Source organism: Lachnoclostridium sp. Marseille-P6806 (genome assembly GCF_900625025.1).
In the GTDB taxonomy this organism is placed as follows: Bacteria; Bacillota; Clostridia; order Lachnospirales; family Lachnospiraceae; genus CAG-791.
In genome coordinates this window covers 141,920-166,570 of sequence record NZ_LR130577.1, presented here as the reverse complement: position 1 = coordinate 166,570, position 24,651 = coordinate 141,920, and the positions used below count along the sequence as shown (strand labels likewise).

Sequence of the window (24,651 nt, the reverse complement as noted above, 5' to 3'; positions counted from 1 at the left end):
CAGAATCATTTAGTGAAAATGAGGAACCGGGAGTGGCGCGGAATCAGAACCGGTAATACAGGAACGCCGTGTTCGTCCGGGCGGTCTGGGCGCAGGCCGCAAAAATGCAGAGCGTCAGAATCACGGCGGGCAGCATATGCCGGAGAACGGCCGGGAGCCTTTGGAAACGGCGCAGCGCCGCACCCTCCTCATGCCGCTGGTACTGCACCAGCAGGAAGAACAGAAAAGCCGCGGCGGTCTGGTACATGACGTTCCGGTCCCAGCCGAACAGGCTCGTCGGCATAAAGCCGGTGATGTCCGGCAGGCGGATCGAGAGAATGCGTGCGAGGAAACGGAGCGCATCGCGGACGGAGGCCGCGCCGAAGAAGATGAAATTCAGCGAGACGACAAGCAGTACCGCCAGCCGGCGAAGCCAGAGGAGCAGCGCGGAGGAGAGCCGCCCGCCGCTTTCCGGAGCTTCGATGACGGACTGTTTTTTCCGGAGCGCAGAGGCGAGGAGCTCTTCAAGAATCATGGCCGCGCCGTTCAGACCGCCCCAGACGACAAAGTGCCCTGCCGAGCCGTGCCATGCGCCGGACAGGAGAAATACGAAAAGAACGTTCCGGTACCGGCAAAGCGCGCCTTTCCGGCTTCCTCCGAGGGGAATGTAGACATTTTCAATGAACCAGCGGTTCAGGGAAATATGCCAGCGGTTCCAGAACTCTTTCAGGGAGGAGGAAAGGAACGGCGTGCGGAAATTCGCGCCGACAGGAAAGCCGAGCATACAGGCGCAGCCGGCGGCGATATCGGAGTAGGAGGCGAAATCAACATAAATATAGAATGAGAGCAGAATGGCCGCGAGGAGACAGGCGGCGCCGGAGAAGCTGTCCGGGGAGGCGAATACCGCCGAGGTGACGGCGGAGAGCTTTGCCGAGACGACGAGCTTGCCGAAGATTCCCCAGAGGAATAAAAGAAAGCCTGTGCGGTAATCCGGGGGCGCCGTGCGGCTCTTGCCCTGAAGCTGTGGAAGAAGCTCCGGGGCGCGCTGAATGGGCCCGGAGAGGAGCGTTGGGAAGAAAGAGACGAACGCGGCGTAGCGGAGAATATTCCGCTCGGGCGGAAGCTCCCTGCGCCGGATGCTGCCGAGGTAGCCGGAGGACTGAAAAATATAAAAGGACAGACCGACGGGCGCCGCAAGATCAAGGGGACACCCGAGCGCGGCAGAAAAAAAGCCCGCGTATTTGAACACGGCGAGAAGAAGAATATTCGACAGGAAAAAGAAGCGGAAGAGGACATTCGGAGAAAACAGAAACGGAAAAGCTCTGCCCTCCGCCTCTGCCTGCATCGCCTTTCCCAGCGCCGCGCCTCCTGCCCATGTCCAGACGGTACAGAGCAGGGGGATTACCGTGACAGCGGGCGTCCTCCAGCCATAGAACAGACAGCTCGCGGCGAGGAGGGGAAGATAGCGGTACCTGCGGGGCGTCGCATGCACGGCGGCGAATGCCGCAGGGAAAAAAAAGAGAAAAACGGGATCCAGAAAATTCATGCGCGCGAGGCTCCTTTCGGGCGGTAATCCTAATATAAAAGAATAGCAGAATCTGCACCGGTCTTCCACGGGAGCGGATGGAAAAGCGACTTTTCACTTTTCCTGCGGCGCTTCCTGAATTACAGAGCATACGGAGAACAGAATTTTTCTTGCGCTTCGGATATTTTTATGCTTTACTTTCCACGAAAAGAGTTAGTTATTTCTAACATCCGTGAGACGCGGTCCGAGCTGCTCCGGGATTTTCTGGCCGCGGCGGGCTTTGAGGACATTCGGATCGACCGGAACAGAAAGGGCTGGTCCTGCGTGCAGGGCAGGAGGGCCCGACGGGAGCGAATCAAAACACGGGGCGGAAATAATGCGGCGGCAGCTTATCAAGGGCGAGGCAAGAGCAACGCGACGGCGGCAGGGAGGACTCTCTGCCGCCGTTCCTGTGTGCCGGGGCGCTGCTGAAATCCTGAAAGCATCCGAAATCCGTTCGGCTACAAAACCGCCGGTACAGGGTGCTTTTACGGCGCGAGCCTCGCACGAAAGTGCTTCGGTATGATAAATGCTTCGGCATGATGATTCATATGATAGAATAAATTCCGGCGGGCACATGCTGCCGCAAGGGGAAAAAGAGCGATGAAAGACCGGATCTATGTCTGTCATACATATTATCATGTATATGTCACCTGCCTTAAGGAGCTGACGCTCCCGGAGGAGCGCCGGGGCGGCGCGGCGCTCGTTCTGTCGCGGATGTCGAGCGATTTCCGGGACCTGCCCTCGCGGGCCCGGGAGAGCGGGATTTTCGAGGAGGTCGTTCTGTTCGACGAGAGAAGCTACGAAACGTTCCCGGAGCTTCTTCGTCTGAAAGAGGACAGCGGAAATCTTCTCTGCAACATGCTTCGGAGAATCCGCTTCTGCCGCCGCTATGCCGAGCTGGAGGCGCCCTTTGTGCCCGTGGATTTCCGGGAATACCGCGATATTTACGTCTACTGCGACTCCGACCCCATCGGCTACTACCTTGCCGGGAACCGGATCCGCTACCATGCGCTGGAGGACGGCCTAGACTGCATCCGCTATTATGACACGGCACGCTTCGACAACCGCGGGTGTTTTGCGCTGAAAGCGTGGATGGCGGCCAGAGGATGGATTTTCATTCAGAACGGCTGGAGCCGGTACTGCATCGATATGGAGGTGAATGACATCTCCGTTCTTCCGTATCCCTGCCTGAAGTATATTGAGAAGCGGCGGGAGGAGCTGGCGGAGGCCCTGACCGGGGAGGACAGGGAGCGGCTTACGCGTCTTTTTCTCGAAAACCGCAGTGCGCTGGATCAGACGCTCGCGGAGGCGGCGCGCTCAGACCGGCCGCTGGTTCTTGTTCTCACGGAGCCGCTGCTTCCGGATCTGGGGGACAGAAAGCGGCTCTTTCTCGATCTGATCCGGGAGAACGGCGGAGCGGATGGGAGAGCGGCGCAGATCGTGATCAAGCCTCACCCCCGGGATCTTCTGGACTATGCCTCAGACCCGGAATTTGCGGACTGCCTTGTGCTCGACGCCTTTTTCCCGATGGAGGTGCTGAACTTCATAGACGGGCTGTGCTTTGACCGCGTCGTGACGGTCTATACCGTGCCCTCCTCGCTCCGCTGCGCAAAGGAAAAGCGGTATCTCGGGGACGACTTCATGGATCGCTACGAAACGCCGGAAATTCACCGGCAGAACGAGCAGATATAAGAAAGGACTGCGGCGCAGGGAACCGGCAGGGAGCTCAAAAGGGAGACCGCGGTCCGATGGCTCCGACGGGAATACTTCGGTGCCCTGCATGCACGATCCGGGCTTTCATGCTAAAATAATGTATCTATTCGGCGCCTCATCCGCAGCCGCCTTGCGGCTCGCTCATGCAGGCGGCGCGGCTTCGGAGGCAGCGACAGCGATATGCTTGCAAAACTGAGAAAAATCAACCTGATTCTCGACCGGGAGCAGAAGATGCGCATGGCGTTTCTTCTCTGCATGATGCTGGCGGGAGCGGTTCTCGAGACGCTGGGCGTCGCGCTGGTCGTACCGATCATGACCACGGTGGTCGACCCCGGAGCGCTGGCGGAAAACAAGTACCGCATGGGCGATCTTTACCGCGCGCTCGGCCTGCAGAGCACGCGTCAGTTTGCCGTCGTCATGATGGCGGCGCTGGCCGTCGTCTTTCTGGTCAAGAATCTTTTCCTGTTTCTGCAGCAGAAGCTCCAGCTGAAATTTATCTACACCAACCAGTTTGAGACGAGCAACCGCATGATGATCAATTTTATGATGCGGCCCTATGAATATTATCTGAATGCCGACACCGCGGTCATTCAGCGGAACATCACCTCGGACATCAACAATGTATACGCGCTGATTCTGACGATGCTCCAGCTCACCAGCGAGCTCATTGTGTTTGCCTTTCTTGTGACGGTGCTGCTCCTTATCGACGCGGGAATGACGCTCACCATCGCGGCGCTCCTTATGGGGGTGCTGTTCCTCGTGCGCCGTTTCATCAAGCCGGTCATGATCCGTGCGGGCAAGGACAATCAGGATTATTACGCCGGGCTTTACAAGTGGATCGATCAGTCGGTCATCGGCATCAAGGAAATCAAGGTCGCGGGCAAGGAACGCTATTTTATCAATTCCTATGCCGACTGCGGGGCAGGTTATGTGAATGCGGTGCAGAAGTACAGCCTGTACAACTCGACGCCGCGGCTTCTGATCGAAACGGTCGCCATCGCGGGGCTGGTGCTCTACATGCTGGCCGAAATGCTGATGGGGCAGACGAGCCTTACGGAGATGGTCGCGCAGGTTTCCGTCCTTGCGGCGGCGGCGGTGCGGCTTCTTCCGTCGGCCAACCGGATCAACAATTACACGACGTCGATCGCCTATTTCGAGCCCTTTCTCGATAACGTCAGCGATAATCTGCAGCAGGAGATCCATGACGCCGGCATTTCCTACCGCTCGGAGGATTACCGCAGAAAGCGCCATGTGGAAAAGCTCCCGGTGCGCCGGGAAATCCGCATGGAGCATATCAGCTATCATTATCCGAATTCCGAGAGCTATATTTTCCGGGACGCGGAGGTGGTCTTTCCGGTGGGAAAATCCATCGGCATCGTCGGGGCCTCCGGAGCCGGCAAGACGACCATCGTCGACATCATGCTGGGGCTTCTTGCGCCGGAGAGCGGCAGCATTCTCGCGGACGGCGTCGAGGTGCGGGAGCACTATGCGGAGTGGCTGAAAAACATCGGCTATATCCCGCAGACTATCTTCATGCTGGACACGACGATACGGCGGAATGTGGCATTCGGCTGTGCGGATGACGAGATCGACGACGATAAGGTGTGGGCGGCGCTGCGGGAGGCGCAGCTCGACGGGCATGTGCGTTCCCTCCCGGACGGACTGGATACGGAGATCGGCGAGCGCGGCATCCGTCTCTCCGGCGGTCAGCGGCAGCGCATTGGGATTGCCCGCGCGCTGTACGAGGATCCGGAGGTGCTGGTTCTGGATGAGGCGACGTCGGCGCTGGACGGCGAGACGGAGGCAGCCATCATGGACTCGATCAACCGCCTCCACGGACGAAAGACGCTTCTTATCATTGCGCACCGTCTTCAGACGATAGAGAAGTGCGATCTGGTCTACCGCGTGCAGGGGCAGAAGCTCGTGGCGGAGCGGTGACGTCGGGTGTGAATGACGCAGGGCGGGCGTGAATGACAGAGGCGGACGAAAGGAGGATCGCTTTGCCGGATACCAGACGGATGGCCAATTTTGAACTGCTGCGTCTTCTCGCGATGCTGATGGTGGTCTGCCTGCACTACCTCCCGCACGCAGAGGCTCTGACCGATGTGCGGCTCCCGGGGAGCGGCGTGCAGCTTCTGGGGAATTTCCTCGAGGCCCTGTGCATTGCGGCGGTGAATCTCTATGTGCTGATCACGGGATATTTTCTGTCGGCGTCGCGCTTCCGCTTCCGCAGAATTTTCCTGCTGCTCGCGGAGATCCTTTTTTATGCACTGCTGATTCCCGTCTGTCTTTCGGCGATCGGGATTCCGCTGTCGGGCAGAGGCGTGTGGTCGGCGTGGTTCTATCTGTTCCCCGTGTCGATGGAGTCATACTGGTTCATTACGGCCTACGTGATACTGTATCTCTTTGCGCCGCTTCTCAATGCGGGGCTGGATGCGCTTACGGAAAAGCAGCTCCGGGCGCTCATCCTCTGTCTTCTCTTTTTTTATTCGTTCCTGCCGAGCCTCAGTCCGGTCCGCCTGACCTCCGACCGCTTCGGCTATGATGCCGGCTGGTTTTTTGTGCTGTATCTCACGGCGGGATATATCCGCCGCTACGGACTTCCCCGGCTGGAGGATCCCCGGCGGGCGGCGGTCCTGTATTTCGGGAGCGCGGCGGGGATCTGGCTGCTGTCGGTGCTTCTTCATCACATCGCGTATGTCCGCGGCTCGCTTCTTTATTATGCAGAGGTGCCGTTTCACTACAATTTCATTCTCTGCTTCACGGCGGCGCTCGGTCTGTTTGCATGGTTCCGGCTCCTGCGGGTGCCGGAGGGGGCTGCGGCGGCTCTGATCCGCCGCGCCGCGCCGCTTACGCTGGGTGTGTATCTCATTCATGAGAACATCGACATCCGCGACCGGTGGACGGGGGCGCTCGAAAAGCTCTTTGGGCCCGTGCCGCAGGGAATCCTCCTCCCCCTGCACATGCTCGGCTGCGTGCTTGTGCTCTACCTGTGCTGCCTTGCCGCCGACGGGATCCGCAGCGTCCTGTTTTCGCGTGTCGGACGGGCTTTGTCCCGGACGTGGGCGGCGCGGGCGCTGGAGAGGCTGGACGGACTCTTTGACAGGACGGAAATGAGCGGAAGAAAGCGTGAATAACATACAACGTATTTTTCTCTTTTTGAAAAAATATCAGAGGTCTGCCGAAGCCTTTGTTCTGCCGGTGATCCTTTTTCTGTGGCCCATGGCGGCGGCAAATCAGGGCATCGATGTGGCGGACGCGACGTACAGCCTCGGCAATTATGTCTATCTCGGCGGAGGACGGGGGAGCACATGGTTCTTTGCGACCTATCTTGCCAATGCGGCGGGGGGGCTCCTCACGCGTCTCCCGGGCGGGGACACGCTCCTTGGAATGAATGTGCTGAGCTCGCTTGCCGTGTCGGCGGCGGCGCTTGGCGTCTACGGAGTGCTGCGCCGGCTCATGCCGGGCTGGATGCTCTTTCTGGGCCTGTTTCTCGCCGAGAGCCTGTGCTGGTGCCCGACGGTCATTCTGTATAATTATCTGAGCTATTTTCTGCTGACGCTGGGGAGCCTCTTTCTGTTTCTTGCCGTGACGGCGGTGCCGGAGAAAAAGCGCTGGTTTGTTCTTGCGGGCCTTTGTCTCGGACTGAATGTGACGGTGCGCTTTGCCAATCTCACGCAGGCGGCTCTCATTCTGGCGTTCTGGTTCTTCGCGGCCGTCACCGGGAGGGCGCGGCGAGTGGTTCTGCGGGAAACGGGGCTCTGCATGGCGGGCTATGCGGCCGGCTTTCTTTCGGGGGCTTCGGGCGCGGTACTCCGCTACGGGGCGTCCGCGTATTTCGGCATGATTCCGGCGCTCTTTGGCATGACGGCCTCGGCCTCGGACTATACGCTCGCGTCGATGCTGCGCGATCCGCTGAGCGCCTATCTTCATTCTCTGCGCTGGGCGGCGATTCTCGTCTCCTGCGCGGCGATGGGGGCGGTGATGCTCGCTCTTCCCGCCGCCCGCCGCTTTCCGCGGCTTAGCCGGGCGGTATATCTTGCCGGAATCGCGGTGCTGGTCCGCTTTCTCTATGGCAGAGGGATGTTTACGGCGAATTATCAGGACTACTGGTGCATGTTCGAGTGGGCGATGCTGTTTGTGCTTCTGTCGGCGCTGCTTTCGGCGCTGTGCATGACGGGTGCCGGGCTGGCCGACCCGGGGGAGCGCTTCCTCGCGGCGGAGGTTCTGGTTCAGATCCTGATTCTTCCGCTCGGTTCCAACAACTATACGTTTCCGGTGCTGAACTGCCTTTTTCTCATTGCGCCGTTCACGCTCTGGCTGCTGCGGCGCTATCGGGTCTTCAGGCGGCGCCGGCGCACCGACTTTGCATGGTTTGCCATGGCTCTTGCGGTGGTGTGCGCGGTGTTTGTGCAGGGCGGGCTGTTCCACCTGCGCTTCGCGTTCGGAGACGGAACGGACGGCACGCTCCGGCAGGCGAGGACCGGCGGGATCCCGTATTTGAACGGCATGTACACGACGCCGGCAAATGCGGCGTCGCTGTCGGCTCTCGGGGAGCGGCTCCGGGAGCAGGAGCTTACGGGGGAGAAGCTGATCGTCTTCGGAAATGCGCCGGGGCTGCATGTCATATTCGGCATGGAGCCGTCGCTCTCGACGACGTGGCCCGACCTTGACAGCTATCCGTCCGGGGAGATGGAGGCGGAGCTTTCGCTGCTTGCATCCTCCGGAGAGCTTCCGGTCGTCATCGTGCACAGGACGGAGACGGAATCGGTGTCCTCGCCCGGGAAGCGGGAGCTTCTGCGGAATTTTCTTGCGGCGGGAGAGTATGAGGAAACCGACGCGGATGAGGAGTATACTGTAATGGTGCCGGTGGGGCACAGAGAAAAGAAAGGTGGCAGTCAGAGATGATACCGTTTAATACCCCTCCCTATGCAGGACCGGAAATGGAATATCTCCGCATGGCGGCGGAGGGCAATCATAAAATCAGCGGAGACGGCGAGTTTACGGAGCGGTGCAGCCGGTGGATCGAGGAACGGACCGGGACCGCCCGCGCTCTACTCACGACATCCTGCACACATGCGCTGGAAATGGCCGCGCATCTGTCCGGGATCGAGGCGGGGGCGGAGGTCATCATGCCCAGCTTTACCTTTGTGTCGACCGCGGACTGCTTTGTGCTCCGCGGCGCGGTGCCGGTCTTCGTCGACATCCGGCCGGACACGATGAACATCGACGAGCGGAAGATCGAGGCGGCGATCACGGACAGAACCCGGGCGATCGCGTTGGTGCATTATGCGGGCGTCGCCTGTGAGATGGACGCGATCATGGATATTGCGCGGCGGCACCGGCTTATCGTGATCGAGGATGCGGCGCAGGCCGTCATGTCCTTCTACCGCGGGAGAGCGCTGGGGACCATCGGTGCGTTCGGCTGTTACAGCTTTCATGAGACGAAGAATCTCTCCATGGGCGAGGGCGGCGCTCTTCTCATACAGGATAGGAACCGCGTCGAGGATGCGGAGATACTGCGGGAAAAGGGGACGAACCGGAGCAAATATTTCCGCGGGGAGATCGACAAATACACGTGGATGAATTACGGCTCCTCGTATCTGCCGAGCGAGCTGAACGCGGCGTATCTCTGCGCGCAGCTCACGGTCGCGGATGAGATACAAAAGAGCCGCATCGACCGCTGGGAGCAGTACCGCCGGGAGCTTCTTCCTCTTGCGGAGGCCGGAAGAATCGAGCTGCCGGTGATTCCGGAGGGCTGCACCAACAACGCGCATATGTTCTATATTAAGACAAAGGATCTCGAGGAGAGGCAGCGGCTCATCGCGTTTTTGAAAGAGAACGGCGTCTATGCCGTCTTTCATTATATTCCTCTGCACTCGTCCCCCGCGGGGCTCCGCTTCGGCCGCTTCCACGGCGAGGATGAGTACACGACGCGGGAGAGTGAGCGTCTGCTGCGTCTGCCGATGTTCCATCAGCTCACGGAGGAGCAGGTGCATGTCATCTGCACCGCGCTGAAGAATTTTTATCAGGAGAAGTGACCGGGTATGGCAGAGGATGCGGCACGGGAACAGCGGAATAACGGCCGGCGGGGAAAGCGTTTCTTTCCGGGACTGTGCGCGTTTGCGGCGACGGCGGCGCTGTGGACGGCGCTGGCGGTATTTCATGATTTCTGGTTCGATCTCAATGACGATGTCATGATGAAAGAGCTGTTGTCCGGAGGCTACACGGGGGCGCCGGAGACGCACAATATCCAGATGCTCTATCCGATTTCCGCGCTGATTGCGGGACTGTACCGCGCGGCGCAGAGCCTCGGGGGAGCGGCCAGGCGCTTTGACATATACGGCGCGGTTCTGCTTTTCTTTCAGTTCGGCGCGCTGTATCTGGTTCTCCGGCGTCTGCTGGAGCCCGCTCCCGAGCGTTTGGAGCGGCCGGCACGGAGGCGGGATATTCGTTCTGTATGTCTTTCTGCGGCAGCCCTCCTTGTTCCGCTCCTTGTCATGCAGCTCTGGCATCTGGTATATGTCCAGTACACCGTGACCTGCGGCATGCTCGCCGCGGCGGCGGCCTTTCTGTTTCAGACAATGCGCCTGCCCGGGACGGAGGAGAGCCGGGGGCTCAGAGAATATTTGAGGGGCTTTGTCAAAGCCTGCCTGCCGTCGCTGCTTCTTATTTTTGCGGGCTATCTTCTCCGTTCGGAGATGATGCTTCTTCTTCTGCCTCTTGTGCTTGTCGCGGCGCTCTTCGGCGTCTTTCAAAGCGCGGGGGAGAGGAAGCTCCGGGACTGCCTGCGGGGCAGAACGCTCGCGGGGATCGGCCTTGTGCTTCTTCTCATGGCGCTCGGACTGGGCGCGGGGCGGGCTGCGGACGCCGCCGCGTACCGGAGCGGGGAGTGGCGCACGTTCCGGCGCTTCTTTGACGCCCGGACGGAGCTCTACGACTACTACCATGTGCCGCCCTATGCAGGGAACGAGGCCGCCTATGAGCTGCTCGGGCTGAGCGGGGAGCAGGCGGCTCTCCTTGAGAATTATAATTTCGGCCTTGATGAGAGCATTGACGCGGATCGGCTCGAGGCGGTCGCAGGGTACGCCGGGATGCGGTGGCATTCCGGGCGGAGCGTTTCCGCGGCGTTTCGGAACATGCTCTGGAACAGTGCGGATCATCTGCTCGGAGAGGCGGACCGGCCGTATAATCTGCTGGTGCTTGGCGGCTACGTCCTCCTGCTTCTCATGGGGGCGTCCGACTATCTCCGCGACAGACGGCCGGCGGTGCTTCTCCGGATTGTTTTTTCCGGGCTTCTGCTGTTTGCCGCCCGCTCCTCGCTCTGGGGTTTCATCCTTTACGGCGAGCGTGCGCCGGTGCGGATCACGCACAGCCTCTATTTTACGGAGTTTGTGATCCTCTTCGGGCTGGTACAGCGCTTCGGGCGCCGGGGGAAGCCGGAGAGGCTGACCGATACGGCGGCGGATTCGGATGCGTCCGCGGGTCCGGATGAGGCGTTGGATTCGGATGCGCCCGCGGAGTCCGGGACGGATCGGAGAATTGCGGAGCTTCTGCTCCTTGCCGCGGGACTGCTGTTTCTCCCGTCGGCGCTCCGGAGCGTCAGGGAGGAGGCGATGTACCGCGGGACGGTCAATGCGCCCCGCGAGACGTACATGGACTACTGCGCGGAGCATCCGGAGAACGTCTATTTCACGGATGTGATGTCTACGGTCGCCTACTCGGAAAAAATGTTCGGAGAGAACCGCGCCTTTTCCGGATCCGGACGGCCGGCAAACTATGATCTGGCGGGCGGCTGGGTCTGCGGGAGCCCTCTCTGGAGAAAGAAGCTCGCGGCCCTTGGCTGTGAGGATATGGCGTCGGCGCTGATCTCCGGAGACACGGTCTTTTTTGTGATCGAAACGGGCGGCGATATGAGCTGGCTTACAGACTGGTATGAATTCCGGGGAATTTCGGTCATGCCGGAAAAGACGGATGAGATCGGCGGGGCATGGGAAGTCTACCGGATCGCGGTGAACGCGGAGTAGACTGCAGAGAGTACGGGAGAGACAGATGAGAGAACCTTTTGTCGCGGAGGGGCCGCGCATCGCGCTTCGCCCCATGACGCTTGAAGACTGTGGGCGCGTCGTCCGGTGGAGAAACAACGGACGTGTCCGGGAGCGCTACGTGTACCGGGAGGCCTTTACGCTCGAGGGGCAGGAGGAATACTTCCGCACGCAGATCGAGACGGGGCGAAAGACACAGCTCATGATCTGCGAAAAGGACGAGCGAGGCGGGGAGCGCCGGGCCATCGGCTGCATGGTGTTTCAGGATCTGAACCGGGAGCTCCGGGAAATCGAGTACGGGCTTTTCATCGGCGAGGACGATGCGGCGGGGAAAGGCTTCGGGACGGAGGCGATCCGGGTCGGGATGCGCTGGGCCTTTGGCGCGTTTCCGGTGGATCGCATCATCTGCCGCATTTTCACGGACAATATCCCCTCGCTTCAAAGCAACGAGAGGGCGGGGTACCGGCGGACGGGACTTCTGGAGGACGTGGAGTGCTCGGACGGGGGCCGACAGGACATGTATCTTCTGGAGATCCGCCCGGAGGATATCACGCCGTTTCCGGAGGGACCGGCGGCCGCATCCGGCGGCGCGGCGCGCTTCCTTGTCAGCTTTGTGATTCCCTGCTACCACTGCGAGGCGACGCTTTCGGGGGTGGTGGCCGAGATCGAGGCGACGATGCAAACCCTTCCCCGCTACGCGGCGGAGATCATCATGGTGCACGACGGCTGCGGCGGCGCGGCGTGGGATACGATCCGGGCGCTCTGCCGGGAGAGCGATGAGGCCGCGGCGGTCGGGACGGCTCTCCCGGGCGGCGGCGCGCCGGCCGTGAAGCGGCGGGGCATCTGTCTTGCCCGGAATTTCGGTCAGCACGCGGCGCTGATGGCGGGGATCCGCGCGGCGGCGGGCGACCGCATCGTCTGTCTCGACGACGACGGGCAGACGCCGCCCGATGAGGCGGGAAAGCTGCTGGCCGCGATCGAGGAGGGAGCGGACGTGGTCTACGCCCGCTACGATCACAAGCAGCACGGCGGCTTCCGGAATTTCGGGACGCGGATGAATGAGGAGATGACGCACCGTCTGCTCGGCAAGCCAAAGGAGCTGTATGTGTCCAGCTACTTTGCCATGCGCCGCTATGTGGCGCTCGAGATGCTGCGCTATGAGAACAGCTACCCCTATCTGATCGGTCTTGTGCTGCGCACGACGACCAATATCGTCAATGTTCCGGTGCATCACCGGGCGCGGGTGATGGGGGAGAGCGGCTATACGGTGACAAAGCTGCTCTCGCTGTGGATGAACGGTTTTACGGCATTTTCGATTAAGCCGCTGCGCTTTGCGACCGCGGTCGGGTCCGTCTCGGCGGTGCTGGGAATACTTTACGGCGTGTATACCGTTGTGAAAAAAATCGTCAATCCCGGCGTGCCGGTCGGCTTTTCCGCGCTGATGTCCGCCATTGTCTTTTTCGGCGGCATGACGATTCTGATGTTGGGCATGGCAGGCGAGTATATCGGGAGAACCTATATTTCCGTCAATCGCGCGCCCCAGTATGTGATCCGGGAAACCACGGAGCAGGAGGGGGTCGACGACAGGACGGGGCATGAGGAACGGCCATGACAAAGGAGCAGCGGACAAGGGAAGATTCCGGGCGGCACAGGGGGCAGGCCGCCATATGGGAGGCTTTTCTGTACCGGAGCCGCCGGAGCTATGTGCTCGGCGCGGTGTACGGCGGGCTCTTCGCGTTCTTTTTCATGATCGGCCGGAAGCTCGAAAAATACGGCAGCATACCGTTTAACGATCAGCGGCTGTGGCGGAATATGCTCTTTCTGGGCATGTTTACCGCCATTCTCGCTCCCGCGGGCTGGGCGCTCTGCGAGGCGTTCTGCGGGAGACGGCGGGAGTATTCAGGCAGCGAGAGACGCGGCGGAAAGCGCCGCGGCCGGCATGCCGGGACGCTGTGGGGGCGCTGGGACGCCCTGCCTGCGTGGGAGCGGCGGCTTTTTGTCTGGGGGTTCCTCTGTCTCTCTTATCTGCTGGTGCTTCTTGCCGTCTTTCCGGGCTTTTTTGTCTACGATGCGCAGGAAGAGCTGAATATGGTACTGACGCGCCGCTTTACGACGCATCATCCGCTCCTGCATGTGCTTTTCATGGGCGGAACGGTGACGGCGGTGCATAAGCTCACAGGCTCATGGAATGCCGGTATTTTTGTTTACAGTGCGGTGCAGATGATGCTGATCGCCGGGGCCTTTGTCTATGTGCTGGAGACGCTGCGGGCTGTTCGCTGCCCGCGCGCGCTGCGGGTCATTTCCTGCCTTTTTTTGGCGTTTGTGCCAACCGTGAGCATGTTTGTCCTCTGCAGCTGCAAGGATGGCCTCTTCGGTGCGGCGCTTGCGGTGGTGACGGCGATGCTGCTGCGTTTTTTCCGGGATCCCGAATGGCTCATGGGATCGAAACGGCGCAGGCTTCTGTTTATTCTTGCAGCGTCTCTGATGCTTTTGCTGCGTTACAACGCACTCTATGCCTATGCTGTGTTCCTGCTTTTTTTTCTTTTCTGGAACCGGCGGGGAGGACGCCGGGTTCTTCTGGCGGCGGTCTGCTCCCTGACGCCGATCCTCGCCGCGCTGGGGATGAACTGGGGAATGGCCGGATTGACCAGGACAGTCAATACAGAGCATCAGGAGATCCTCACCGTCCCGATTCAGCAGCTTGCGAGAACCTTTGTGTATGATGAGAAGAGCTTCACAGAGGAGGAGCGGGCTCTCATGCTGGCCCTGATGCCGGAAAAAAGCTGGAAAAATTACAGGCCGAAGCTCTCGGACCCGGTTAAATATTATTTCAACAACCGGGTCTATGAGGAGCGGCGCGGCGAATACGCGATGCTCTGGCTCCGCAAGGGCCTGCAGCATCCGGCGGGTTATCTGAACGCGTGGTTCATGACCTCCTACGGCTTCTGGTATCCGGAGGCGGTGATCGACTGTTATAAGGGAAACGGCGTATTTACGTTTACTTACGGGGACAGCTCTTACTTCGGCTTTGAGACGGAGGTTCCCGGCATCCGGAAGTCCCTCGCTCCGCGGCTGGAGAGCCTTTTCCGCTTCTTCTCTCTCGATGTGCGGGCGCAGAAAATCCCGGTGCTGCACTGGCTTCTGTCGCCGGGCTTTCTCTTCTGGCTCACGCTGTACCTGATGTTCGGCTGTCTCGACATGCGGAGATACGGCGCTCCGCAGGCCTTTCTCCCGGCGGGTCTTGTCTGGCTCACCGTGCTTCTCGGGCCCTGCTCGCTGCCGCGGTATGTGGTCTGGCTCTGGTTTCTTTTGCCGCTGGCCGCGGGGGCGTTCTTTGGAGAAGAGACGGAGAAAGGCTTATGATCCGGAGGATTATGCTGGAAAAAAAGATTTCGCTGAAAACAGCCTGCTTTGCATTCATTACTGTTCTTGTGCTTTTGTCCGTCTGGTTTTTCGGGCCGCTTGGCAGATGGCGGACGGAGCATGTCACAGGCTATGCCGTGCATGCGCAGGGGCAGGATCTCGCCGGCGTTTCTAAGGAGCTGCGGCCGGGGCTTGATGCGGGCAGCTTTTTTCTTGCGGAGGGAACGCATCTGGAGGCGCTGCGCTTCTATGCGGCGGAGTGGAATGAGCTGCCGTATGTGATGGCCGTTCTGTACGAGGTGGGCGCGGACGGAAAGTCCTCCGTCATCGCCAAGGAATTTGTCTCGGAGCCGCCGGTGATGCCGGGCTGGGTCACGGTGCCGGCGGATGTCGATACGGTTCCGGGCACGCAGTATTATGTCATGCTCACGGCCGTCACCGACAGGCAGAAAGCGCTGGCCTCCGCCTCGCCGGAGGAAAGGGCAGAGGAGAGCGCGGCGGCGGAGGCTCCGGCGCTCCCGGAGAGCTTCCGGGTGGGGCTCGGCGTTCCGGTGGAGGAGAGCGCGGGGATTCAGGCGTCAATCTATCGGAGCTATATGGTATCGGACAGCGGGGAGGAGCAGAGAGCGTCCCTGTCGGATACGGTGCTCGACGGCTATCTGATGCTGATGAGCTTTACATGGAAAGAAAAGCCCGGCCCGTTTTTTTCCGCAGCGCTTCTTCTGACGGCGGTGCTTCTGGGAGCGGCGGCCGCGGCGCTCACGGAGCTTCTGTTCCGCTTCCGCCCGACATGGAATATATTCACTACACCGCGCCGCTTCCTGCGCGCCGTGCTGACGCCGCTTCTTGCCGCCGCCGGCCTTGCGGCCTGCATTGCGGTCTGGCCGATGCGCCTGTTTGATGACCGCGCGGCGGATAATCTGCTCTATCTGTGCGGCATTGTGATCACCGTGCTGGCCGCTCTGTATGCGCTGTGGCACAGGCCGGCGGAGCAGGCGGTCAGGGACAGCCGGAAGCGCACGCAGGCGCCGCGGCTTGCGGGAGAGCTCCGCTGCGGTATGGAGACGCTGATGGTCGCGCTGGTGATACAGTACGGCTGCGATTACATGAATGCGCTTTCGGACTATGAGCATATGCTCTTCGAGCGGCGCATGGCGGCCGCGTTTCTTCTGATGCTTCTGTTTTCATGGTCGTGGGAGAGGCTCCTCCGGAAATGGATCGGCGCGTGGCTTTTTTGCGCCGCGCCGACGGGGATGTTCTGGTATTTCACTCATGCGGCCGGTCTGCAGGGAGAGGATTCCGATATACAGCGGGCGGCACTCCGCGCCGGTATTCTGGTGCTGATTCTGGCCGTGCCGGTGCTGCTTCTTCTTGCAGGAGATCTGGCGGGAGCTGCGGCGCGCGGCAGGTGCGGGGGAAAGCTCCGGCTCTGTCTGTGGTACGCGCTCCCGGCGGCGGCTCTTCTCGCGGCGCTGGTGCTCCGGCGCAATACCCGATGGTGGCCGGTTTTGTTTGCTGTGGCCTTTGTCATGCTTTTTGTGCGGTACTGCTTTCGGGAGGACCGGGCGCGCTGGTTCCGCATTGTCAGCGGCGGCGTCTGTCTTCAGTTTGTCGTCATGGTCGTCTACTGTATGGCGCACCGCCTGTTTCTCTCATTTATTTTTACGCGCTTTGCCATGAATTTTCACACGGTCACGATCACGGCCGAGTATCTGACACTGGTTGAGGCGGTGGTTATGGGACGTTTTCTCACGGCGCTGCGGCGCGCGGAGGGGGAGCCGTTTCGCCGGGCCCTTGCCCTTTGCTGGAAAGAGACGGCGCTTTTTGCGACGGCCTCCGTCTACCTGCTGTTTACAATGTCGAGAACCGGCGTGATTGCTGTTCTCGTGATGGCCATGGTTCTGCTCCCCGCGGCGTCTCTCGGGCGGCGGAGGATGCAGGGAGGGGGATCGGTGCGCGGAGGAGCGGCGCGCGGCGCGGCGATTCCCGGAGCGACGGTTCCCGGCCCGGCGGCGATGTTCTGCCGGCGCCTTGCGGTGTTTCTCTCCGCCATGATCTGCTCCGTGCTTCTGGCGTTCCCGGCGGTGTTCACCATGCAGCGCATTCTTTCCACCGTGAACGGTTCGCCGCGGACCTTTGCGATTGAGAAATACCCGGATGCCGTTCTGCGGGGCCGGCACTGGGATTCCATGTATTACATGTGCATCGAGCGCTTTGCGCAGGTGTTCGGAAGCAAGATGCTCGGGCTCGAGGAGGGCTCCTACGACTACTACAAGGGGAGGGAAATTCCCGTTGAGGAGACGATAGGACCGGATCTGAACGAGGGATATCTGGGGAAGTTTTCGTCCCCTCCTCCGGGGCTTTTTCTCCCGAAGAGCCGTGTGACGGTGCGGGCCGCGGCGCTCCTTGCGTCGGCTGGCGGGGAGAACGGCGGGGCGCGGCTCTCTCATGAAGCGGAAGACGACGGAGCCGCCGGAGGAGAGGGCGTGCCGCCCGGAGCGGAAGCGGAAGACAGAGACGATTATTCCAACGGCCGCACGGCGATATGGCGGGCGTATCTTGCGGAGCTCAACATGACGGGGCATGATACCATGAACGCGGAGCTGGAGGACGGGGAGCCTGCCGTCCATGCGCACAATACGTTCCTGCAGGCGGCCTACGATCACGGGATCCCGGTGGGGATTCTGTTTGCCGCCGTCTTGCTTTTGACATTTATTCGGGGCGCAATATATTATAGTTACGGCAAAGACCGGGGAGACCCGGACGGACTGCTGCCGATGGCGGCGGCGGTCGGCTTCGCGATGGCGGGCATGGTGGAATGGGTGTTCCAGTTCTCAAATCCGCTGACCATGCTGCTCCTGTTCACGGCGGCGCCGCTCCTTGTACGGGACGGCTCCGGAGAAAAGCAGAGCGCCGGAAATGAGGAAGAATCCTCCGGAGGAAATTCGTTTGCATAACAGACCGCAGCCCTTTAATTACAAACTGTTCTGGCGGCGCACCGCGCTGATCATTTACGATATCATCAGTGTGATTCTGGCGAGCTTTCTTGCGATCCTCGTGCGGTATGAGTTCCATGTGGATCACATCCCCGCGGAGTTCATGAACCCGATCCGCAATTTTCTGCCGGTCAATCTCGCGATGACGCTGGCGCTGTTCTGGGCCTTTCGCATGTATCACAGCCTCTGGGCCTATGCGGGCGAGACCGAGCTCCAGAATCTGGTGCTCTCCTGCGTGCTGTCCGGCGTGGGAAACGTGCTGCTGCTCCAGCTCTTCCGCATCGAGGACAACCAGCCGGTGCCGCAGAGCTACTATTTTCTGTATGTTTTTTTTCTGATCGCCTTTGAATTTACCAGCCGTTTTTCCTACCGTTACCTGCGCTCGCGCAAGCATAAGCGGGAGAACCGGACGAACAGCATCTCGGTCATGATTATCGGCGCGGGAGAGGCGGCGAACATCATCGTAAAGGAGATCATCAACAGTCATTTCTCGACCATGGTCATCCGCTGCATCATCGACGACGATCAGGGAAAATGGGGACGCTATATTCAAGGAATCAAGGTGGTCGGCGGGCGGGACCGCATCGCGGAGTATGCCGCGCTCTATGACATCGATCAGATCATCATTGCCATGCCCAGCGTCTCCCGTGCGGAGATGAAGGAAATCCTCGCCATCACAAGCCGGACGGGCTGCAAGGTGAGGACGCTGCCGGGCATGTATCAGCTCGTGAACGGCGAGGTCAACGTCAGCAAGCTCCGCGACGTGGAGGTAGAGGATCTGCTGGGGCGTGAGCCGGTCGCGGTGGATCTGGATTCCATCCTCGGCTATGTCAGCGGCAAGGTGGTGCTGGTGACGGGCGGCGGCGGGTCCATCGGCAGCGAGCTCTGCCGCCAGATCGCGGGGCACAGGCCGAAGCAGCTCATCATTGTGGATATTTATGAGAACAACGCCTACGACATTCAGCAGGAGCTTCTTCTCCGGAATCCGGAGCTGAACCTTACGGTGCTGATCGCATCGGTGCGGAATACGCAGCGGATGAACTGGATCTTTGAGCATTACCGCCCGGACATCGTCTACCACGCGGCAGCGCACAAGCATGTGCCCCTGATGGAGGCAAGTCCCTGCGAGGCGATCAAAAACAATGTCCTCGGCACGTGGAAAACCGCCGCGGCGGCGGCGCAGAGCGGCACGAAGACCTTTGTCATGATCTCGACGGACAAGGCGGTGAACCCCACGAACATCATGGGCGCCAGCAAGCGGATCTGCGAGATGATTATACAGACGTTCAACCGGAAGTATGAGGGGACGAAGTTTGTCGCGGTCCGCTTCGGAAATGTGCTTGGCAGCAACGGCTCGGTCATTCCGCTGTTCCGCCGTCAGATCGCCGCGGGCGGCCCGGTTACGGTCACGGACCCGGGGATCATCCGCTATTTCATGACGATTCCCGAGGCCGTCTCGCTGGTTCTGCAGGCGGGGGCCTACGCGATGGGCGGCGAGATCTTCGTTCTTGACATGGGCGAGCCGGTGAAGATTCTTGATCTTGCGGAAAACCTGATCCGTCTGTCCGGCTACCGGGTCGGCGAGGATATCGAGATCCGCTTTACCGGCCTGCGGCCCGGGGAGAAGCTCTATGAAGAGATGCTCATGAAAGAGGAGGGCATGCGGGATACGGCGAACCGGCAGATTCATATCGGCAGACCGATTGAAATCGACGAGTCCCGCTTCTTTAAGGAGCTGGAGGAGCTGAAAGCGGCGGCCGAAAATGAGTCGCCGGATATCCGCTCGTATGTGCGGGCGATTGTTCCAACCTACAAATCGCCGGAGGAGCACCGCGCAGAGCAGGAGCGGGAGCGGGCGGCATCCGGGGAAGCGTCCGGGCAGACGGGCGGGTCCGGGGGATGCGCCTGACGGCTTTCATACGGGAGAATATATGCTTTATCGAAACGGTATCAAGCGGCTGCTGGACATCCTGCTGTCGCTGGTGATTCTCGCTCTGTTCTGGTGGGTCTATCTTATTCTTGCGGTTCTTGTGCGGGTGAAGCTGGGGGCTCCGGTGCTGTTCCGGCAGCAACGGCCCGGGCGGAACGAAAGGATTTTTTCGATCTGCAAGTTCCGGACGATGACCGACGCGCGGGATGAGGAGGGAACGCTTCTCCCGGACCGAGAGCGCCTCACCGCGTTCGGGCTGTTCCTGCGCAGAACGAGCCTTGACGAGCTGCCGGAGCTCTTCAATATATTGAGAGGGGACATGAGCTTTATTGGTCCCCGCCCGCTGCTGCCGGAGTATCTTCCGTATTATACGGAGCGGGAGCGGCTCCGCCATACTGTGCGGCCGGGACTCACGGGGCTTGCGCAGGCGAGCGGACGCAATGCGGTCGACTGGGACATGCGCCTTGCGCTGGATGCGGAGTACGTGGAACGGCTCAGCTTCGGCATGGACTGCCGGGTGATCGCCATGACGGTCCGCACCGTGCTGGGGCATGCGGATACGGTGGCGGCGGACACGAATGCGGCGGAGGGAAATTTTGCCGAGATCCGCAGAAAACGGCTTTCAGAGGTGGAGCATGGCAGTCAACATTCTGATTCTGAGTGCGGGAACCCGCAATAAAATCGTACAGTTCTATAAAGAGGCTCTGCGCGGGCGGGGCAAGGTCGTTGCGACGGACTGCTCCCCCTATGCGCCGGCGCTCTATGATGCAGACGCGTGGGAAATCGTGCCCCGCATCGACGCGACGGACTACCTTGAGAGGATCTATGCCGTCATCCGGAAGTGGAAGATCACCGGCGCGCTGTCCCTCATTGATCCGGAGCTGTCGCTCCTTGCGGCGCATGCGGAGGAGTTTCGCGCGCTCGGCTGCACGCCGATGATTTCGGACTATGATCTGGTGGAAACCTGCTTTCACAAGTACCGGATGTATGAGCTGCTGCGGGAGTACGGGATTCCGACGGCAAGATGCTGGCGGAGCGTCGCAGAGTTCGAGCGGGACGCGGCGTCGGGGACGGCCGCGTATCCGGCCTTTGTCAAGCCGGAGAACGGGAGCGCCAGCATGCTGATTTCCCGCTGCGACAATCGGGAGGAGCTGCGGTTTGCGGCGGCGCATTGTCCGGAGCTGCTGATTCAGGAATATATGCCGGGGCAGGAGTACGGCGTCGATGCGTATGTCGATATGCTGAGCGGGCGCTGTGTCAGCATCTTTATCAAAAAGAAGCTGAAAATGCGCGCGGGCGAGACCGATAAGGCGGTTTCCGTGCGGGATGACCGTCTCGCCGCGCTTGTTCGTGCTTTTGCCGAGAGGGCGGGCTTCCGCGGACAGATCGACATCGATGTGTTTGCGCAGGACGGCGTCTATTATATTTCGGAGGTCAATCCGCGCTACGGAGGCGGCTATCCGCACGCCTATCTGTGCGGCGTCGATACGCCCTCTCTGTATATCGCGAACCTTGAGGGCCGGGAGAACCCGCCGGAGAGCGAGGGATACGAGGCGGGAATCGCCATGATGAAATATGTTGAGCTCACGGTGCGCAGGGTGGAAGAAGCGTGACAGAGAGCGCCGGCAGGGCGCTCCGGCAGAGCGCGGCGGGGCGGTATCGGGCGGCGCTATCGGCCTGCGCCGGCGGCCGGGAGGCAGGGCAGAACGCATGGGAACGGTGTTGATTCTGGGGAATTCCTCGGCAGGCTTATATGATTTTCGGAACGGACTTGTGCAGGCGCTCCTTGCGGAGCATCGTGTGATCGTGTCCCTTCCCGATACGGTCAAGACAGAGCTCCTTGCGGCGGAGGGCTGCGAGGTCGTCCTTACGCCAATCAACCGGAGGGGCATGAATCCGGCGCAGGATTTCCGGCTCCTGCGGGAATACCGGCGCCTCCTCCGAACATTCCGTCCGGATCTTGTGCTCACGTACACCATCAAGCCGAATGTCTACGGCGGAATGGCCTGTGCCGCAGCCGGGATTCCTTATATTCAGACGGTGACGGGGCTCGGCAGCGCGTTTCAGAAAGGGGGAGCGGTGCGCCGGCTCGTCTGCTGCCTGTACCGCGCGGGAATGCGCCGGGCAGACTGCGTTTTTTTTCAGAATGAAGAGAATCGGGAGACGTTCCGGCGCTTCGGCCTCCTCCGGGGCCGGACAAGGCTGGTGTCCGGCTCGGGCGTCGATCTTACGGCGCATCCGTTTGCGGCGTACCCGGAGGATGCCGTCGTCCGCTTTCTGTTTGTCGGCCGGATGATGCGGGAAAAGGGAATCGGGGAATATTTAGCGGCGGCGGAGGCGCTTCACAGCGAGACGGTTGAGTTTCAGCTTCTGGGCTACTGCGATGAGGACTATCAGTCGCTGTTGGATGAAAAGGAGCGCGCGGGCGTCATCCGCCAGCTCGGCTTTCATACCGGGGTGAACCGCTTTTATCATGTCTGCTCGGCGGTGGTTCTTCCCACGTACCACGAGGGAATGTCCAATGTCCTGATGGAGGCCTCGGCGTCCGGCCGGCCTGTGATTGCGTCGGACATCAGCGGCTGCCGGGAAATCTTTGAGGAGGGCAGGACGGGCTTCGGCTGCCGGCCGAAGAGCGCGGAATCGCTCACGGAGGCGCTGCGCCGCTTCCTCCTGCTGGACAGGGAGCGGAGAGCGGAGATGGGACGCCGCGCCCGGGAGAAAATGGAGCGGGAGTTTGACCGCCGCCGCGTCACCGCGGCCTATATGGAAGAGGCGGAGAGGATACTGCGGACGTGAAAGCGGTATGCTATAATGTCAGGAGTGCGGAGGTTGGAGATGAAAATGGACATTTATGAGAGACTGCTTGACGGTGAGGCGAAGCTGGCGCTGGTCGGTCTCGGCTATGTGGGCATGCCGATTGCGGTGGCCTTTGCGAAGAAAATAGGCGTCATCGGCTTTGATTTTAATAAAGAAAAGATCGAGAAATACCGGAATGGCACAGACCCGACCCGCGAGGTGGGGGATGAAGCGATCCGGAACACAACGGTCGAGTTTACGGCCGATCCAGCAAGGCTCGCCGAAGCAAAATTCATCATTGTGGCGGTGCCGACGCCGGTAAATGACGATCACACGCCGGATCTGTCGCCGGTGGAGGGGGCCAGCCGCTTTGTCGGGCAGAACATCACCCCCGGCACGATTGTCGTTTTTGAATCTACGGTTTATCCGGGCGTGACGGAGGAAACCTGCATTCCGATCATCGAGAAAGAATCGGGTCTGAAATGCGGCGTGGACTGGAAAATCGGTTATTCGCCGGAGCGGATCAATCCCGGCGACAAGGTGCACCGGCTCGAGACCATCACGAAGATCGTCTCCGGAATGGATGAAGAGACGCTCGATACGGTGGCGAAGGTGTACGAGCTGGTCGTCGAGGCGGGGGTTCACCGCGCCGAGAGCATCAAGGTTGCGGAGGCGGCAAAGGTCATTGAGAACAGCCAGCGCGATATCAATATCGCGTTCATGAACGAGCTGTCCATCATCTTTCATAAGATGGGGATCGATACCAGAAGCGTGCTCGAGGCGGCGGGAACCAAGTGGAATTTCCTGAAATTTCAGCCGGGGCTCGTGGGAGGTCACTGCATCGGGATCGATCCCTATTATCTGACCTACCGTGCGGAGCAGTTCGGCTATCATTCCCAGATCATTCTGAGCGGCCGCCGCATCAATGACGATATGGGGAAATATGTGGCGGAAAGCCTCGTGAAGCTCCTCATCCGGAACGATACGCAGGTCAAGAACGCCCGTGTTGCGGTGCTGGGCTTTACGTTCAAGGAAAATTGTCCGGATACCCGCAACAGCAAGGTCTTTGACATCGTAAAGGAGCTCCGGGAGTACGGGATCGAGCCAATGATCGTCGATCCGCAGGGAGACGCCGCGGAGGCGGAGCAGCTGTACGGCGTGACGTTTGCCCCGATGAGCGAGGTGAAAGAGATGGACGCCGTGCTGATGGCTGTGAAGCACAGGGAATTCGAGGCGTTCACGCCGGAGGACATCGCCGGCTTCTTTGCGGCAAAGCATAGGACAAAGGTCTTTGTCGATCTGAAAGGCCTCTATGATAAAAACCGGTTCACGGCGCCGGAATGGAGCTACTGGCGTCTGTGACGGCATGACGGCAGATGGAAAAAATATAAATAAAAGCGTCAGAGAAAACAGCAATGGAGAGCATGGATTTACGGCTTCCCCATTGCTGTTTTTTGCTTGCGGCCATAACAGGACCGGCTGCCGTGGTAATCTCTGCTTTCCCTAAAATAGTGATTGATATCGAAAAAATTTACACGTTTTTGGCGCGTGCGGGCCACACATGGTTTCCGGATTAAGGGATAATCATACATATAAGAAGCTTCAAAAGAGCAGTGAGGATAATCTGCGACATCAATCGCCTGCTGGATCAGTTTATCAATCTTTCCAATGATGTTTATTATAACCGGAACATTTCCAAAGTGCTGATCCGTGATTATGAAAATGACCCGGCGGTCAATCTGGATAAGGATCTGAGGAACGCGATCAGAGATATCGATTCTCATCCAGATTATCCGTGCGGCCATTTCTCTGGATTCTTACTAAGAAAGTCGGCTGGCAGTATATCGGCATCTCAACCGATCTGATTGCGGATACGATCGAGGATTATAATTTTGACCCCATGTCGGTGCTGTTTGTGTATGACAGAAATATCCTGACGTCGATCCTGTCGAACTGGCTGACGAAGCCGATCCAGCGCAGCATCAAGGCGCTCGGAAGAATATCGGGCGGGGACTTCTCGGTGGACCGCACGCTCGAGGGCGACGACGAGGTGGGCCGTATGGGCAGGGCGATCAATTCTCTCGCCATTAATATTGATGCGCTCATGAAGCAGGCAAGAGAAGAGGAAAGTCAGAAGAAGCAGCTGGAATACAAGCTTTTGCAGAATCAGATCAATCCGCATTTTGTATACAATGTTCATTACATCATGAATCTCCGGAAACATTGACAAATCGTGTGAAAATGATATCATTATATCTTGAT

The 24,651-nt window shown here is 59.9% G+C and carries 18 protein-coding genes; 16 read left to right on the top strand and 2 right to left on the bottom strand.

Features of this window, described 5'->3' with window-relative positions:
• Nucleotides 1-43 precede the first annotated feature (43 nt).
• Nucleotides 44-1,525 (bottom strand): MBOAT family O-acyltransferase, encoded by a 1,482-nt coding sequence (locus tag E0E20_RS06310; RefSeq protein WP_130837361.1) that lies wholly within the window; start codon nt 1,523-1,525, stop codon nt 44-46.
• Between the two features lie 168 nt (nt 1,526-1,693).
• On the opposite strand from E0E20_RS06310, the gene E0E20_RS13900 reads away from it, so the two are divergent.
• From E0E20_RS13900 to E0E20_RS06240, 15 genes are all read left to right on the top strand, one after another.
• A complete protein-coding gene (locus E0E20_RS13900) occupies nt 1,694-1,975 on the top strand; it encodes a hypothetical protein (RefSeq protein WP_165444010.1) in 282 nt (93 codons plus the stop codon).
• A 171-nt stretch (nt 1,976-2,146) separates the two neighbouring features.
• Complete coding sequence (locus E0E20_RS06305; RefSeq protein ID WP_130837360.1) at nt 2,147-3,238, top strand: lipooligosaccharide sialyltransferase; 1,092 nt, start codon at nt 2,147-2,149, stop codon at nt 3,236-3,238.
• Between the two features lie 201 nt (nt 3,239-3,439).
• Nucleotides 3,440-5,197: an ABC transporter ATP-binding protein gene (locus E0E20_RS06300; RefSeq protein ID WP_130837359.1), complete on the top strand. Its 1,758-nt coding sequence runs from the start codon at nt 3,440-3,442 to the stop codon at nt 5,195-5,197.
• Between the two features lie 62 nt (nt 5,198-5,259).
• On the top strand, nt 5,260-6,396 hold the full coding sequence (locus E0E20_RS06295; protein WP_165444009.1) for an acyltransferase: 1,137 nt from the start codon (nt 5,260-5,262) through the stop codon (nt 6,394-6,396).
• Nucleotides 6,389-8,167 (top strand): hypothetical protein, encoded by a 1,779-nt coding sequence (locus E0E20_RS06290; protein ID WP_130837357.1) that lies wholly within the window; start codon nt 6,389-6,391, stop codon nt 8,165-8,167. Before E0E20_RS06295 ends, E0E20_RS06290 begins: the two co-directional genes overlap by 8 nt.
• Entirely contained in the window at nt 8,164-9,300 is a 1,137-nt protein-coding gene (gene rffA, locus E0E20_RS06285; RefSeq protein ID WP_130837356.1) for a dTDP-4-amino-4,6-dideoxygalactose transaminase, read from the top strand. Before E0E20_RS06290 ends, rffA begins: the two co-directional genes overlap by 4 nt.
• A gap of 6 nt (nt 9,301-9,306) precedes the next feature.
• Nucleotides 9,307-11,286 (top strand): hypothetical protein, encoded by a 1,980-nt coding sequence (locus E0E20_RS06280; protein ID WP_130837355.1) that lies wholly within the window; start codon nt 9,307-9,309, stop codon nt 11,284-11,286.
• A 25-nt stretch (nt 11,287-11,311) separates the two neighbouring features.
• The gene (locus E0E20_RS06275) at nt 11,312-12,916 is read left to right on the top strand and encodes a GNAT family N-acetyltransferase (RefSeq protein ID WP_130837354.1); all 1,605 of its coding nucleotides are present in this window, start codon (nt 11,312-11,314) and stop codon (nt 12,914-12,916) included.
• A complete protein-coding gene (locus E0E20_RS06270; RefSeq protein WP_130837353.1) occupies nt 12,913-14,667 on the top strand; it encodes a DUF6020 family protein in 1,755 nt (584 codons plus the stop codon). Before E0E20_RS06275 ends, E0E20_RS06270 begins: the two co-directional genes overlap by 4 nt.
• Nucleotides 14,664-17,624 (top strand): O-antigen ligase family protein, encoded by a 2,961-nt coding sequence (locus E0E20_RS06265; RefSeq protein ID WP_130837352.1) that lies wholly within the window; start codon nt 14,664-14,666, stop codon nt 17,622-17,624. The genes E0E20_RS06270 and E0E20_RS06265 overlap by 4 nt, the downstream gene beginning before the upstream one ends.
• Nucleotides 17,617-19,572, top strand: a complete 1,956-nt coding sequence (locus E0E20_RS06260) for a polysaccharide biosynthesis protein (protein WP_242622682.1) — start codon at nt 17,617-17,619, stop codon at nt 19,570-19,572. Before E0E20_RS06265 ends, E0E20_RS06260 begins: the two co-directional genes overlap by 8 nt.
• Nucleotides 19,573-19,594: 22 nt before the next feature.
• On the top strand, nt 19,595-20,272 hold the full coding sequence (locus E0E20_RS06255) for a sugar transferase (protein WP_130837350.1): 678 nt from the start codon (nt 19,595-19,597) through the stop codon (nt 20,270-20,272).
• The gene (locus E0E20_RS06250) at nt 20,229-21,206 is read left to right on the top strand and encodes an ATP-grasp domain-containing protein (RefSeq protein ID WP_130837349.1); all 978 of its coding nucleotides are present in this window, start codon (nt 20,229-20,231) and stop codon (nt 21,204-21,206) included. Before E0E20_RS06255 ends, E0E20_RS06250 begins: the two co-directional genes overlap by 44 nt.
• A 97-nt stretch (nt 21,207-21,303) precedes the next feature.
• Nucleotides 21,304-22,389 carry a glycosyltransferase family 4 protein gene (locus E0E20_RS06245; protein WP_130837348.1) on the top strand — a complete coding sequence of 362 codons (1,086 nt, stop codon included), beginning with the start codon at nt 21,304-21,306 and terminating at the stop codon, nt 22,387-22,389.
• Nucleotides 22,390-22,434: 45 nt separating this feature from the next.
• On the top strand, nt 22,435-23,751 hold the full coding sequence (locus E0E20_RS06240; protein WP_130837463.1) for a nucleotide sugar dehydrogenase: 1,317 nt from the start codon (nt 22,435-22,437) through the stop codon (nt 23,749-23,751).
• Between the two features lie 68 nt (nt 23,752-23,819).
• Here the strand turns inward: E0E20_RS06240 and E0E20_RS06235 are convergent, their stop codons facing one another.
• Nucleotides 23,820-24,173: a hypothetical protein gene (locus tag E0E20_RS06235; protein WP_130837347.1), complete on the bottom strand. Its 354-nt coding sequence runs from the start codon at nt 24,171-24,173 to the stop codon at nt 23,820-23,822.
• An 11-nt stretch (nt 24,174-24,184) separates the two neighbouring features.
• Here E0E20_RS06235 and E0E20_RS06230 point away from each other — a divergent pair, with 11 nt between their 5' ends.
• A complete protein-coding gene (locus tag E0E20_RS06230; RefSeq protein ID WP_130837346.1) occupies nt 24,185-24,616 on the top strand; it encodes a sensor histidine kinase in 432 nt (143 codons plus the stop codon).
• The last annotated feature ends 35 nt before the right edge of the window (nt 24,617-24,651 follow it).